Raw genomic sequence first — 14194 nt, forward strand, 5'->3', positions numbered from 1 at the left:
CCCGGTCACCGGTACGGGTCGCTCCATGGTCATCCCCCCGGTCCCGCGGCCGGACCGCCCGGACGCGGGACCGGCATGATTCCTCAACAAAAGTCGAGGTCAAGGTCAGAGGTCCCGGGCCCGCCTCCGCCGGGGGTGCCGCGGAGGGCGGACCCCGAGGCCGGGCGGGACGGGAGCGTGTGGCCGCCCCCTACACCGGTTCGCGTCCGAATGTATGTCACACGTACATGTGAAACGGATCACCGCCGCTCTACCTTCGGGTTGGCACCCCATCCCCCAGCGCGGGCGATCGTGACCAGGCGGTGCCGACTGGAGGAAGAGAAATGCGCAAGACCCCCCTGGCCGCCGCCTCGTGCGCGGCCGTCCTCGCCCTCACCGCCTGCGGCAGCCCCGGCGAGGCCGCGGGAGGGGGTGAGGACGGGCCGATCAGGATCGGCATCGTCTACTCCGCCACCGGCCCGCTGGCCACCTACGGCGAGCAGTACAGGCAGGGCCTGGAGGCGGGGCTCGACCACGCCACCGGCGGCACCCTGGAGATCGACGGCCGCGCCGTCGAGGTCGAGTACATGGACGACGGCGGCGACCCCACCGCCGCGGTCTCCGCCGCCCGCGAGCTCATCGGCACCGGCCACGACATCATCGCCGGTTCCACCGCCTCCGGCATCGCCGTCCAGATCGCCCCGCTGGCCGAGCAGGACGACGTCCTCTTCATCTCCGGGCCCGCCGCCACCGACGCCGTCACCGGCGTCAACGGCAACACCTTCCGCTCCGGCCGCCAGACCTACCAGGACATCCTCGCCGCGGGCAGCTTCATGGACGACCCCGAGGGGTCCAAGGTCGTCGTGTTCGCCCAGCAGAACGCGTTCGGCCAGGACAACGTCACCGCCGTGACCTCCGTCCTGGGCGGGGAGGGCGCCGAGGTCGACAGCGTCCTGGCCCCGCCGGACACCACCGACCTCACCCCCTTCGCCGAGCAGGTCGGCCGGGCCGACCCCGACCTGGTGTTCGTCGCCTGGGCGGGCGAGACCGCCGCCGCCATGTGGCAGTCCCTGGACCAGCAGGGCGTGCTCTCCTCCACCCGGGTCGTCACCGGCCTGGACATCAAGGCCTCCTACCCGGTCTTCGGCGAGGCCGGCGGCGACATCTCCTTCCTCTCCCACTACTTCGACGGCGCCTCCGACACCGAGGCCGCCCGGGCCATGCGCGAACGCGTCGAGGAGGAGGGCGGCACCGTCGACCTGTTCACCCCCGACGGCTTCACCGCGGCCCAGATGATCGTCCACGCCGCCACCGAGGGGGACACCACCGCCGACCGCGTCGCCGCCCTGGAGGGGTGGACCTTCGACGGGGTCAAGGGCGAGCTGACCGTCCGCGCCGAGGACCACGCCCTCCTCCAGCCCATGTACCAGGTCGAACTGGTCGGCTCCGGCGAGTCCGCCCGGCCCGAACTGGTCGCGGAGATCCCCGCCGCCGACGTCGAACCCGTCACCGCGGAGCGGGAATGACCGCCGCCGACGCCCCGGGGGCGAAGCCCCCCGCGCCCGCCGCCGCGACATCGCTGGCCCTGGACCGCCTGAGCTGGTCGGTCGGCGGCGCCGTCATCGTCGACGACGTCACCATGCACGTCGCCGAGGGCGAGTTCGTGGCCCTCATCGGCCCCAACGGCGCCGGCAAGACCTCGCTGTTCAACCTGGTCTCCGGCCTCACCCGTCCCACCGCGGGCACCGTCTCCCTGGGCGGCGCCGACATCACCCGGGACGCCCCCCACAAGCGGGCCCGCCTGGGCATGGGCCGCACCTTCCAGACCTCCAGCGTCTTCGCCGACCTCACCGTCGGCGCCAACGTCGGCCTGGCCGTCCAGGCCCGCACCGGCGACTCCCGCAGGTTCTGGAAGCGCGCCGGGGCCGACGGCGGCCCCGAGGCGTCCGCGGCCCTGGACCTGGTCCGCCTCTCCCACCGCGCCGACGCCCTGGCCGGGGACCTCTCCCACGGCGACAAGCGCAAGCTCGAACTCGCCCTGCTGCTGGCCCGCCGTCCCCGGCTCATCCTCCTGGACGAGCCCATGGCCGGCGTCGGCGCCGGGGAGATCGGCGAACTCACCACCGTCATCCGGGACGTGCACCGCGAACAGGGGTGCACGGTCCTCATGGTCGAACACCACATGGAGGTGCTCCTCGACATGGCCGACCGGCTCGCCGTGATGCACCACGGCGCCCTGCTCGCCCTCACCGACCCCGACTCCGCCATGGCCGACCCCGACGTCCAGGCCGCCTACCTCGGGGACGGGGCGTGACCGGCGCCGGGCCGCTGCTGGAGGCGGCCGACCTCAACGTGTGGATCGAGGGCTCCCACATCCTCCAGGGCGTCTCCTTCACCATGCCCGAACGCGGCGTCACCTCCCTGCTGGGTCGCAACGGCGTCGGCAAGACCACCACCGTCAAGGCCGTCCTGGGCCTGGTGCCCCGCGCCGGCCGGATCGCCTTCGACGGCGCCGACATCACCGCCGCGCCCACCCACGCCATCGTCGCCCGCGGCATCGGCTACGTGCCCGAGGATCGCGGGATCTTCGCCGCCCTCACCGTCGCCGAGAACCTGCGCATCGCCGAACGCCGCCCCGGCCCCCACCGCTATGACCTGGTCCACGAGCTGTTCCCCGAACTGGAGCGGCGCCGCGACCAGCCCGCGGGCACCCTGTCCGGCGGACAGCAGCAGATGCTCGCCATCGGCCGCGCCCTGCTGAACGACAACCGGCTCCTCATCGTCGACGAGCCCACCAAGGGCCTGGCCCCGCGCATCGTCCGCGAGGTCGCCGACGCGGTGGCCCGTGCCGCCGAGCGGGTGCCGGTGCTGCTCGTCGAGCAGAACCTGTCCCTGGTCCGCCGGGTCGCGGGCGACGCCGTCGTCCTGGACGCCGGCCGGGTCGTCCACACCGGGCCCGCCGCGGACCTCCTCGACGACGCCGACCGCGTCCGCGAACTCCTCGGCGTGTCCCGCGCGGCCGCACCCGCCGCCCCCGCGGCCGCCACCGACACCGAAGGGAGGCCGACCCCGTGAGCACCGTGGTCCTCCTCATCGTCACCGGGCTCGGCCTGGGCGCCCTCTACTTCCTCATCGCCTCCGGGCTGTCGCTGATCTTCGGCCTGATGGACGTGCTCAACTTCGCGCACGGCGCCTTCCTCGCCCTGGGCGCCTACGGCACCTGGTGGGCGGCGTCCTTCCTGCCCGGGGCCGGGCCCGACGGGATCGGGTTCCTGCTGGCCCTGGCGTTCGGCGTCGCCGCCGGAACCCTGGCCGCCACCCTCGTCGAACTGTGCGTCATCCGCCCCCTCTACGGCAGGCACCGCGAGCAGATCCTCGCCACCGTCGGCCTCAGCCTCGCCACTCCCGCGCTCCTCCAGGCCGTCTGGGGCGCCGACCCGCTCACCTTCCCCAAGCCGCAGCTCGTGCGCGGCACCGTCGAGGTCCTGGGAGCCTCCATCCCCAGGGACCGGCTGCTGCTCATCCTCGCCGCCGCCGCACTGTTCACCGCCCTGTGGCTGTTCAACTCCCGCACCCGCTACGGGCTCATCGTCCGCGCCGGGGTCCAGGACCGGGCCATGGTCACCGCCCTGGGCATCGACGTCCGCAGGTCCTTCACCCTGGTGTTCGCCATCGGCGGCGCCGCGGCGGCCCTGGCCGGGGCGCTGGGCGGCCTCTACTACGGAGTGGTCACCCCCACCCAGGGCATGTCACTGCTGATCTTCGCGTTCATCGTCGTGGTCATCGGCGGCACCACCTCGCTGACCGGGTGCGCGATCGCCTCGGTCACCGTCGCCCTGGTCCAGCAGTTCGCCAACTACTACACGGTCGCCGGGCTCGGCGACATCGCCGTGGTCATCGTCCTCGCCCTCGTGCTGCTCACCCGGCAGGGCGGACTGGCCGCGAAGAAATCCGCGGAGAGGGTGGCATGATCACCGAGACCGGACCCCGGGCGACCCCCGCGGACGACACCGCCGCCGGGACGCCGCGCACCCGCCGCCGCCTCCCCCGCTGGGCGGTCCCCGCCGCCGTACTGGTGGCCCTGGCCACCCTGCCCTTCTCCACCGTGACCGTCCCCGGCCTGTTCGAGGGCGCCCTCAACTCCCCGGCCACCCTGCACCTCATCGCGTTCTGCCTGGTGTTCGGCGGCCTGGCCACCAGCTACGACCTGCTGTACGGGCGGGTGGGCCTGCTGTCCTTCGGACACGCCCTGTACTTCGCCTGCGGGGCCTACACGGCCGCGCTGCTCATGCGCGTCCTGGAGCTGCCCCTCCCGGCGGCGGCACTCCTGTCCGTCCTGGCCGGAACCCTGCTGTCCCTGCTCCTGGGCGCGGTCGCGCTGCGCGTCAACGGCATCGCGCTGGCCATGGTCACCCTGGCGTTCGCCCAGGCCGGGTCCATCCTGGTGTCCCGCGACCCGGGACGGCTCACCGGCGGAGAGGAGGGCCTGTCCCTCAACACCGCCGTGGTGCCCGACGCGTTCGTGGGCGTCATGAACACCGCCAACCTCTACTGGGTGGCGGTCGCCTACGCCGCGTTCGCGACCGCCGCGGTGTGGTGGCTGTCGTCCTCCCCCGTGGGCCGGGTCTGGCAGGGCATCCGCGCCAACGAGCAGCGCGTCGCCGTCCTGGGGGTGAACCCCTACCCCTACAAGCTGGCCGCGTTCACCGTCGGCGGCGGCCTGGCCTCGCTGGGCGGCGTCGTCTACCTGCTGGTCACCGGCGGCGTCACCCCCACCATCACCACCGCCGAGTTCACCCTCACCCTGCTGGTGATGGTGGCCCTGGGCGGCGCGGGCAGCCGCTGGGGCGCCCTGCTCGGCGCCGGGCTGTACACCTACGCCGAGCACCGGCTCCGCCAGGTCGGCGGGGACTCCTTCGCGGGCCTGCCCGAGTGGATCGCCGCCCCGCTGTCCCAGCCCCTGTTCATCCTCGGCACGCTGTTCGTGCTGATGGTCTTCTTCTTCCCGGGCGGCCTCGTGGCCCTTCCCGGACGGATCCGGTCGGCGCTGCGCGACCGGCGGACCGCACGCGAGTGAGAGGGACATCCACATGAGCGACACCACCCCGGTCGCCGGGGACGAGTACACCGTCCCCGTCGCCGGGGGCGGCCTGGCCGTCACCCGGTGGGGCGAGGGCCCCGGCGTCCCCGTCCTGGCCGTCCACGGCATCACCGCCAACGGCCACTCCTTCGCCCGCCTGGCGGCCGAGCTGGCCGCCCGCGGCGGGCCCCCGCTGCACGCCCCCGACCTGCGCGGGCGCGGGGCCAGCGGCGCCCTGCCCGGACCGCACGGCCTGGCCGCCCACGCCGACGACCTCGTCGCCGTCCTGGACCGCCTGGGCGTGGAGCGCACCGTCTGGGTCGGCCACTCCATGGGCGCGTTCGTGTCCTGCCTGGCCGCCGTCCGCCACCCCGACCGGGTGTCCGGGCTGCTGCTCGTCGACGGCGGGCACGGACTGCCCGCCCCCGCGGGGACCGACATCGACTCCGTGCTGGGCCCGGCCATGGTGCGGCTGCGCACGACCTTCGCGTCCCCCGACGACTACCGGGCCTTCTGGCGGCGGCACCCCGCCTTCGCGGGGCGCTGGAACCCGTGGGTCGACGCCTACATCTTGCGCGACCTCGCCGGCACCGCCCCCGACCTGCGCTCCACCTGCGACGAGGCGGCCGTGCGCACCGACGGCGCCCAGGTCCTCGCCGACGCGGAGGTCCTCGGCGCCGTCCACCGGCTCCCCGTCCCCGCCCGCCTGCTGTGGGCCGCGCGCGGGCTCATGGACGAGGCGCCGGGGCTGTACACGCCCGAGCGCCTCGCCGGCCTGCCCGACACCCTGGCCACCGTCGAGCTGCCCGACGACAACCACTACACGCCGCTGTTCTCCTCAACGGCCCGGCTGCTCGCCGCGCAGGTCCACGCCCTGGTCCAGGAGACCGTGCAGGTGCAGCGCCAGCTGTAGCTCCAGCGCGCGGTCGGGGTGCTGCCAGTCCTCCCCGATGAGCCGGCCGATCCGCTCCAGGCGCTGCGCCACCGTGTTCACGTGGATGTGCAGCGCCGTCCGGGCCCGCGACAGGTTGCCCCCGGCCGCGAAGTAGGCGCGCAGCGTCTCCACCAGCACCGTCCCCCGCTGCTCGTCGTACTCCAGCAGCGGGCCCAGCGCGGACCGCACGAACCCCGGCACGTCCCGGTCCCGTCCCAGCAGCAGCCCGGAGAACCCCAGGTCCTCCGCGGTCGCCAGATCGCCCTCCCGCCCCAGCGCCCGCAGCGTCTCCACGCACCGCGCCGCCTCCGAGAACGCCGGACCGAACCCGCCCGGGCCGTCCGTCGGCCCGGCCAGTCCCACCGTCACCGGCGCTCCCCCGGCGGCCGGCGCCAGCTCCTCCGCGGCCCGGCGCCCGACCGCGCGGGGATCGGTCCCCGGCAGCGCCAGCACCAGCCGGCCCGCCCGGCTCCCCGCCAGGCCGCCGGTCGTCTCCGCCACGTGCGTGGCCGCCGAGCGCAGCCGCCCCGGGTCCGCGCCCGGCGCCTCCGCCACCACCAGCACGTGCGGGGCGTCCAGGTCCGCGTGCAGCAGGGCCGCCCGCTCCCGCAGCGACGCCGGGTCGCGCGCCGGGTTCTCCAGCAGCTCGTTCAGCAGGTCGCCGCGCACACGGTGCTCGGTCTCGCTCACCGAGCGGCGGATCAGCAGCAGCAGGGCCGTCACCATCGCCGCCCGCTCCAGCACCCGCTGGTCGGTCTCGTCCAGCCGCACCCCGCGCAGCACCAGCGTGCCCAGCGGCTCGCTGCCCGCCGCCGCGGACGCCACCCAGGCGTCCCCGGCGCGCACGGCCCGGCCGCTCGCCAGTGCCACGCGCACCGCCTCCTCCACGGCCCCGTCCCGCTCCTGCGGGTGCGGGCGCTCGGTGACCGACCCCTGCGGGGTCGCCGTCACCGTCACGTCCGTGGTCACGTCCCGGACCGTCACCGACCCGCCCAGCACCTCCGCGATGGCCGCCGCCACCTCCCGCACCCCGCCGCCGCGCAGCACCAGGTCCGTGAGGCGGTCGTGGGCCGCCGCCGACCGCTCCACCGACGCGGTGTGCCGCTGCAGCCGCTCGTTGACGGTGTGCAGCTCGTCCAGCGCCCTGCGGGTGTCGTCGATGAGGTTGGCGCTGTCGATCGCGATCGCGGCGTGGGCGGCAAGCGAGGACAGCAGCGCCACCTCCGAGTGCGCGAACGGCCGCTCCCGCCGGTTCGCCGCGAACAGCACGCCCACGTCCCGGCCGTTCATCTTCAGCGGCACCCCCAGGATGGCCACCAGGCCCTCCTCGCGCACCGCGTGGTCGATGTTCTCCGCGTGCGCGAACCGCGGGTCCGCGAAGTAGTTCGCCGTCACGTACGGCAGCGCCGTCGTGGCCACCAGCCCGCCCAGCCCCTTGCCCGCCCCCAGGCGCAGCCGCTGGAACGACGCCGACACCGACCCCGAGGTCACCCGCATCACCGTGCCGCCCGCCTCGGGGTCGCTCAGAGTCAGGTACGCGATGTCGGTGCCCAGCAGGTTGCGCGCCCGCTCCACGATCGCCCGCAGCACCTGGTCCAGGCTGCGCATCCCCGCCAGGTCGTTGGCGGTCTCGAACAGCGCGCCCAGCTCCGACTCCCGGCGCCGGCGGTCCCTCATCACCGAGCGCACCCGCAGCGCCGTCAGCTTGGCCGCCTCCAGCTCCGCCACGGCCCCGGGGTCGGCGCCCCGCGCCCGCGCCCGCAGAACCGGGCGCTCGTACTCCACCGCCGGGGCGTCGCGCAGCAGCAGGTCCAGGAAGAAGGCCTGGCCGGAGACGCCCGCAGGGTCGTCCCCGGGCCGGGAAGGGGTCGTGTTCAGCTCGCGCTCCAAGCTCCGTCCACCGGCAGCGACGCCCCGTTGACGTACGAGGCGTCGCCACCGCACAGGTAGGCGACCAGTTCGGCCACCTCCTCCGGTTCGATCAACCGCTTCAGCGGGGTCCGCGCCAGCAGCACCTCCGACACCACCCGCTCCTCGGGGATGCCGTGCGCCGCCGCCTGGGCCGCGATCTGCCTCTCCACCAGCGGCGTGCGCACATAGCCCGGGTTCACACAGTTGGAGGTCACCCCGTGTGCGGCCCCCTCCAGGGCGACCACCTTGGAGAACCCCTCCAGCCCGTGCTTGGCCGTCACGTACGCCGACTTGTAGGCCGAGGCCCGCAGCCCGTGCACGGAGGAGATGTTGACGATCCTCCCCCAGCCCCGCTCGTACATGTGCGGCAGAGCGCCGCGCACCACGCGGAAGGGCGACTCGACCATGAGACGAAGGATGAAGGAGAACCGGTCCGGAGGGAAGTCCTGCACCGGCGCGACCGTCTGCACGCCCGCGTTGTTCACGACGATGTCGGCGCCCCGGGCCGCCTCCTCGGCGGCGTCCAGGTCCGTCAGGTCCAGCACGACGGGCTCGCCCACGCCCCGGTCGGCCAGCCCCGCCAGGGCCGCGGAGTCCACGTCGACCAGGCGGACGGCGGCACCGGCGTCCGCCAGCCGCAGCGCGCAGGCCCGGCCGATGCCGCTGGCGGCACCGGAGACGAAGGCGGTCTTGCCGGTCAGGTCGACCCGGGCGGTGTGCTCCGCGGGACGGGGGGAGGGCGGCCGGGGCGCGCGCCGCGCCGTGCCCGCCGGGAACTCGTGCGTCGTCATGGCAGCAAGGTAGGCCCGCCCGCCCGGCCGGGGGATAGGAGGCGGGGACACACCCCCGGGGCCGGACATGTGGACATGGGCCATCCCCCGGCCACCCCCTGTGGGGTTCGCACTGGACAGGGGTGTGTGATCGGGGCCTCCGCTACATGTCGCGTACGTCACACCCGGGTTAATGTCCCGGAAACGGTTCGGCCGAACCCCCGCTCACGCCGTATCCCCTGGAGGCAACCCCCATGGACTCCGCCGCCCGCCGCGCGCGGGTGCCCCTCGCCCTCGCCCTGGCCACCGTCCTCGTCACCACCGCCGCGCTGCTCGCCGCCCTGGCGCCCCGCGCCCACGCCGCCGTGCTCACGCCCGTCGCCTCGTTCGGCGCCAACCCCGGCAACCTGTCCCTGTACACCTACGTCCCCGACGGGCTGCCCGCGAACGCGCCCCTGGTGGTGCTCTTCCACGGCTGCGCGCAGGACGCCGCCGCCTACCACCGCAACTCCGGCTGGGCGCAGGCCGCCGACACGGGCGGGTTCGCCCTCGCCTACGCCGAGCAGAAGACCGCCAACAACGCCACCCGCTGCTTCAACTGGTTCGAGCCCGGGGACGTGGCCCGCGACTCCGGCGAGACCCGCTCGGTCCGCTCCATGGTGGAGCACACCGTGTCCGCCCACGGCCTCGACGCCGACCGCGTGTACGCCTCCGGCCTGTCCGCCGGCGGCGCCATGGTGAGCGAGGTGCTCTCGGCCCACCCCGACCTCTTCGCCGGCGGTGCCGTCGTGGCCGGGGTCCCCGCGGGCTGCGCCACGGGCATGCTGGACGCCTTCACCTGTATGAACCCCGGCAGGACCCAGACCCCGGAGCAGTGGGGCGACCGGGTCCGCGCCAAGAACCCCGGGTGGACCGGCCCCTGGCCGCGGGTGGCCGTCTGGCACGGCACCTCCGACACCACCGTCGCCCCCGCCAACGGCACCGGCAGCGTCCGGCAGTGGACCGACGTCCACGGTGTCCCCGGCTCCCCCACCGCCACCGAGTCCCTGCCGGGGTCCACCACCGCCTCGTACTTCGGCGGCCCCGACGCCGCCTCGGCGCCGGTCGCGCACTACACCGTCTCCGGGCTGGGCCACGGCACCCCCGTCGACCCCTCCTCCGGCTGCGGCACCGCGGGGGCGTACTTCCTCGCCTCGGTCTGCTCCACCGGATACACCGCGCAGTTCTGGGGCTTGGACGGCGACCCCGGCCCCCAGCCCACCGGCGAACCCACGGAGGAGCCCACCGGGGAGCCGACGGAGGAGCCCACCGAGGGCCCCGGGGAGTGCGTGCGCGCCAGCAACTACTCCCACGTCCAGGCGGGACGCGCCGTGCACCGCTCCGGACAGGCCTACGCCCTGGGCTCCGACGACGCGCTCGGCCTGTGGAACGTCTTCGTGACGACCTCCCTCACCGAGACCTCGCCCGGACACTGGGAGAACACCCCCGGCGCCTGCTGAGGGCGCCGGCGGGCCGGGAGAACGAGAGCGGGCGGGCCGGGGATCTCCTCCCCGGCCCGCCCGCAGCCCCGGGCCGGGCACGACCCCCGCGGCGCCCGGACCGCCCGTCGCCGCATCCGTCCACGACGGTGCGGCGACGGAGACGAGCCCCTCTCAGTCCTGTGTGCCGGAGTCCGGCCCCCCGTCCGCCGGCGGAACGTCCTCCCCGGCCGGCGCGGCGATCTGCGCGGGCACCCGCGCCCGGCCGGCCAGCACGTTCGCCGTCAGCCGGCGCAGGGCGAGCCGGGTGGTCTCGTACTCCTCGTCCGAGAAGTCGATGACCTCCCCGATCGCCTCGGGTATCCCCTCGGCCAGCGCCCGCATCGCCGCCCCCTCCTCGGTGAGGGTGATCAGCACGGAGCGCTCGTCGCGCGGGTCCCGGTCGCGGTTCAGCAGGTCGCGCGCCTCCAGCCGCTTCAGCAGCGGGGTGAGCGTGCCGTAGTCCAGCTGGAGCGCGGCGCACACGTCCTTGACCGAGCACTCGCCCCGCTCCCACAGCAGCATCATCACGAGGTACTGCGGATAGGTGAGCTTCAGGGGGTCCAGGAGCGGTCGGTAGAGGTTGGTCACCGCACGGGACGCCGCGTAGAGAGCGAAGCACATCTGCTCATCGACGGCGGGAAGCAGGAAATCGCCGGCAGGGGCTGGAGATCGGTCGGGCATCGGCAACATGGTAGTAACCCCGTACCCGATGTCAAAGCGCACAATTGTCTTGCACACAAGGAAAAAAGGAACTCGATCCCCTGAGGTTTCGCATCCCGCCCCGGGGGGGCGCCCCTTCCGCCGGTACCGGGGGTGCCGCCACCGCTCCGGAGGGGAGACGGAACCCTACCCGTCACCCCCGCGGCGCGTCCAGCGGCAGCCGGCCCTTGACCACCTTCCCGGTCGCGTTGCGCGGCAGCTCCTCCAGGAACACCACGTCCCGCGGCACCGAGAAGCGGCCCAGCAGCCCCCGCACCCGCATCCGGATCTCGTTGGGGTCCAAGGACACGCCCTCGTGCGGCACCACGAACGCCGCGAACCGCTGGCCGAACTCTTCGTCCGGCACCCCCGCCACCACGACCTCGCGCACCCCGGGCAGGGCCACGATCACCTCCTCCACCGGGCGCGGGAACACGTTCTCCCCGCCCGAGACGATCATGTCGTCGTCCCGGCCCGCCACGTGCAGCAGCCCGTCGGCGTCGACGCGGCCCCGGTCCCCCGTCTCCATGAGCCCCCCGGCCACCCGCCTGCTCCGGCCGTCGGTGTAGCCGTCGAACAGCATCTCGTTGCCGACCATGATCGACCCCTCGTGCCCCGGCGGCAGCTCCACCCCGTCCGCGTCCACCACCGCCACCCGCGTCCCCAGCGGCGGCCGTCCGGCCGTCGTCGGCGACGCGCGCAGGTCCTCCGGGGCGGCGATCGTCGCCCACGACACCTCCGTGGACCCGTACAGGTTGTAGAGGACGTCCCCGAACTCGTCCATGAAGCCGGTGATCAGCTTCGGGCTCATCGCCGAGCCGCTGACCGCCACCACCCGCAGCGACGACGTGTCGTAGGCGGCCCGCGTCGAGCGGGGCAGGTCCATGATCCGCCGCAGCATCACCGGCACCGCGAACAGCGCCGTGCACCGCCGCTCCTGGACCGTCCGCAGCACGTCCTCCGGCTCGAACACCCGCCGCATCACCAAGGTCGCACGCATCGACATCCCCAGCTGCACCCCGGCCAGGCCCCAGGTGTGGAACGCGGGCGCCGACACCAGGATCCGGTCCGAGGACCGCAGCGGGATCCGCGACAGCACCGACGCCGCGTCCTGCGGGCCCCTCGGGGTGGGCCGCCGCGCCCCCTTGGGCGTGCCCGTCGTCCCCGACGTCAGCACGACCAGCCGCCCCGGAACCCGCGGGGGCTCCGGGTCCTCCCCCTCCGGGACACCGCTCCCCCACGCCAGGTCCGACGCTCCGGCATCGCTCCACGCCGTCAGCCGCGCCACCCCCGCCGGCAGGTCCGCGCACAGCCGCGCGAACTCCTCGTCGGCCACCAGGACCGAGATCCCGTCGGCCTCCACCACGTCCGCCAGCTGCGGCGCGGACAGCCCGGTGTTCAGCAGCAGGGTGTCCGCGCCCAGACGGCCGCAGGCGATCATGGTCTGCACGAAACCGCTGTGGTTGCGGCACAGCAGCCCCACCCTGCTCCCCGGACCCGCTCCGGCGGCGCGCAGCGACCGGGCCAGCGCCCGCCCGCGCAGGTTCATCTCCGCGAAAGTGCTGTCCCCCCGCTCGTCCGCGACGGCGACCCGGTCGGGGACGCGCTCCTGGGCGGCCGCGTACCCGCCCGCGATCGTCGCCCCCCAGGTCCTCAGGGCGCGGAGCTGCCGGGCGACCCTGTCGGGCCGACCCGGCGCGAGGACTCCCGCGCGCACCAGGACCCGGGCCACGGCGAGGGAGTGTCGGACACGGGACGGACCATCGGTAGCCATGCTGTCTCCGAGGGGGTACGGGGACGGGCGAAGCCTTCCGCGCCTGCCCGGACGGCCTTCGCCGCGTGACCGCCCGCAAGTACTGCGACCGTAGGCGAGGGGGCGCGGCCGTTTCTTGGAACGCGGGTGAGCGGTCACGCGCCGGTCCTTGTCACTTCGGAGCCTTGTCCCCTTGTCGACAGCCGTCCCCGCCGGCCGCGGTCGGAACCTCACAGGTCGATGCTCAGCTCCCCGCCGCCGGGTCCGGACACGTCGCCCTCCGGCTCCAGGGACACCCACAGCTGGTCGGGCGCCCCCATGGCGTCGGCGACGCCCGCGTGGCGGTCGCCGCCCGACGGCTCCAGGACCCCGGCCGGGCGGGGCCCGCCCCCGTCCACCCACCACATGCGGTACACCATGCCCGCCGGAGCGGCCGGAAGGCCCTCCACCACCAGGACCGCGGCGTCGCGGTCGTAGGAGGCGAAGACCGCCGCCCGGCCGTCCCCCAGCGGAGCCGACACCATGTTCGTGTCCGCCGCCGCGAGTAGCTCCTCCACCTCCGCCGTCCGCGCCTCCTGCGCGGCCAGCCGCCCGTTGACGGACACCAGGGCCCCCGACACCACGACCGAGAATCGGGATGACCGCCGTACTCGGCCTGGCGGCCTGTGAGAACACCACCCCGGGAGGGGACGGCACCGTGGACTCGGAGGAGATGTCCGAACAGCCCATGGAGGACGGGATATCCGAGGACTCCATGGACGACGAGGGCTGACCGGGGTATGCGCGGTGCCCGTCCTTCCCGACAGGAAAGGCGGGCACCGCCCGCGTTCGCGGCGCGGACACCCTCCGCCCGGACCTGACCGCCGGGCGCGGCCCCCTTTCGCCGGGGATTCCCGGAAACGGCCCGTTCGGTGCGCGACTTTCCCCGACTCCCGCAGACCGGGGGCCGTCGGCGCCGTTCGGTTCGTGCCGGATTCCCCGAGGGGGACCGCTTCCGCGTGCGCCGGAGGGGAAGGCGCGGAAGGGAGCCCCGCCCTTCCGGAGACACGGGAGGGGCCGGCCCCGGTAGGAGGCCGCACAGACCGGAAAACCCCGTGGGGCGGTGGATACGGCGTGTGAGTGGCGACACACGGGGTTCGGTTTGCCGCGCTCCGCGGACGGGGGTAATGTTCTGCGAGTCGCCAACGGGACGGCGAGCGGCTCCACTGAGGAGCGGGCTCAGCACCGGACCGGGATCAGCGGCCAACCCCTTCCGGAGTGAACCGGTCCGAAGCACTGCTTCGGCCATGTAAACTCGGTCGGGTCGCCTCGAAAGGGGCACAAGCCTTCACGGAAAATCAGGAAGTTCCGCGAAAACGCCGGTTTGGCGGGTCGCAGAAACACTGATAAAGTGAAGACACAACAAAGCGGAAACGCAGACGCCTTCCACGGAAGAGCAACACGGACCCAGGTCCGGTGCTTGTACGGGAAGGGCGGTTGCTTCTTGAGAACTCAACAGCGCGTGTTCGATTTTTACAGCCAAGTTTGTTTTGGCCCCGTCACACGACG

General features: G+C 74.1%; 14 protein-coding genes. 8 read left to right on the forward strand and 6 right to left on the reverse strand.

Annotated elements, in window-relative coordinates:
• Positions 1–323: 323 nt before the first annotated feature.
• Genes BUE45_RS27110 through BUE45_RS27135 form a run of 6 tightly spaced genes read left to right on the forward strand, consistent with a single transcriptional unit; the run spans position 324 to position 5972 of the window.
• Positions 324–1505 carry a substrate-binding domain-containing protein gene (locus tag BUE45_RS27110; protein WP_073383534.1) on the forward strand — a complete coding sequence of 394 codons (1182 nt, stop codon included), beginning with the start codon at positions 324–326 and terminating at the stop codon, positions 1503–1505.
• Positions 1502–2293: an ABC transporter ATP-binding protein gene (locus BUE45_RS27115; protein WP_073383537.1), complete on the forward strand. Its 792-nt coding sequence runs from the start codon at positions 1502–1504 to the stop codon at positions 2291–2293. The genes BUE45_RS27110 and BUE45_RS27115 overlap by 4 nt, the downstream gene beginning before the upstream one ends.
• A complete protein-coding gene (locus BUE45_RS27120) occupies positions 2290–3054 on the forward strand; it encodes an ABC transporter ATP-binding protein (RefSeq protein ID WP_073383540.1) in 765 nt (254 codons plus the stop codon). The genes BUE45_RS27115 and BUE45_RS27120 overlap by 4 nt, the downstream gene beginning before the upstream one ends.
• A complete protein-coding gene (locus BUE45_RS27125) occupies positions 3051–3950 on the forward strand; it encodes a branched-chain amino acid ABC transporter permease (RefSeq protein WP_073383542.1) in 900 nt (299 codons plus the stop codon). Before BUE45_RS27120 ends, BUE45_RS27125 begins: the two co-directional genes overlap by 4 nt.
• Positions 3947–5056 (forward strand): branched-chain amino acid ABC transporter permease, encoded by a 1110-nt coding sequence (locus tag BUE45_RS27130; RefSeq protein WP_073383545.1) that lies wholly within the window; start codon positions 3947–3949, stop codon positions 5054–5056. The genes BUE45_RS27125 and BUE45_RS27130 overlap by 4 nt, the downstream gene beginning before the upstream one ends.
• Before the next feature lie 13 nt (positions 5057–5069).
• Positions 5070–5972, forward strand: a complete 903-nt coding sequence (locus tag BUE45_RS27135; RefSeq protein ID WP_073383547.1) for an alpha/beta fold hydrolase — start codon at positions 5070–5072, stop codon at positions 5970–5972.
• On the opposite strand, the gene BUE45_RS27140 is transcribed toward BUE45_RS27135, so the two are convergent.
• Both BUE45_RS27140 and BUE45_RS27145 read right to left on the reverse strand, forming a co-directional pair.
• Positions 5898–7883, reverse strand: coding sequence for a helix-turn-helix domain-containing protein (locus BUE45_RS27140; protein WP_073383550.1), 1986 nt, complete (start codon positions 7881–7883; stop codon positions 5898–5900). The genes BUE45_RS27135 and BUE45_RS27140 overlap by 75 nt on opposite strands.
• Positions 7868–8695, reverse strand: a complete 828-nt coding sequence (locus BUE45_RS27145; RefSeq protein WP_073383552.1) for a 3-hydroxybutyrate dehydrogenase — start codon at positions 8693–8695, stop codon at positions 7868–7870. The genes BUE45_RS27140 and BUE45_RS27145 overlap by 16 nt, the downstream gene beginning before the upstream one ends.
• Before the next feature lie 233 nt (positions 8696–8928).
• Between BUE45_RS27145 and BUE45_RS27150 the strand changes: the two genes are divergently transcribed.
• Positions 8929–10173, forward strand: a complete 1245-nt coding sequence (locus BUE45_RS27150; RefSeq protein ID WP_073383555.1) for an extracellular catalytic domain type 1 short-chain-length polyhydroxyalkanoate depolymerase — start codon at positions 8929–8931, stop codon at positions 10171–10173.
• A gap of 153 nt (positions 10174–10326) precedes the next feature.
• On the opposite strand, the gene BUE45_RS27155 is transcribed toward BUE45_RS27150, so the two are convergent.
• The 3 genes from BUE45_RS27155 to BUE45_RS34110 form a co-directional block, all read right to left on the reverse strand.
• A complete protein-coding gene (locus BUE45_RS27155; protein ID WP_084737939.1) occupies positions 10327–10875 on the reverse strand; it encodes a MarR family winged helix-turn-helix transcriptional regulator in 549 nt (182 codons plus the stop codon).
• A 172-nt stretch (positions 10876–11047) separates the two neighbouring features.
• The gene (locus tag BUE45_RS27160; RefSeq protein ID WP_073383557.1) at positions 11048–12667 is read right to left on the reverse strand and encodes an AMP-binding protein; all 1620 of its coding nucleotides are present in this window, start codon (positions 12665–12667) and stop codon (positions 11048–11050) included.
• A gap of 209 nt (positions 12668–12876) precedes the next feature.
• Positions 12877–13269: an anti-sigma factor gene (locus tag BUE45_RS34110; protein ID WP_394328545.1), complete on the reverse strand. Its 393-nt coding sequence runs from the start codon at positions 13267–13269 to the stop codon at positions 12877–12879.
• A 14-nt stretch (positions 13270–13283) separates the two neighbouring features.
• On the opposite strand from BUE45_RS34110, the gene BUE45_RS34115 reads away from it, so the two are divergent.
• On the forward strand, positions 13284–13418 hold the full coding sequence (locus BUE45_RS34115; RefSeq protein WP_378664206.1) for a hypothetical protein: 135 nt from the start codon (positions 13284–13286) through the stop codon (positions 13416–13418).
• Positions 13419–13973: 555 nt separating this feature from the next.
• On the opposite strand, the gene BUE45_RS33010 is transcribed toward BUE45_RS34115, so the two are convergent.
• The coding region (locus BUE45_RS33010; RefSeq protein ID WP_218619596.1) for a hypothetical protein at positions 13974–14194 on the reverse strand (221 nt) is incomplete at its 5' end.

The sequence above is a fragment of the Nocardiopsis flavescens genome, from assembly GCF_900141985.1.
GTDB lineage: Bacteria > Actinomycetota > Actinomycetes > Streptosporangiales > Streptosporangiaceae > Nocardiopsis > Nocardiopsis flavescens.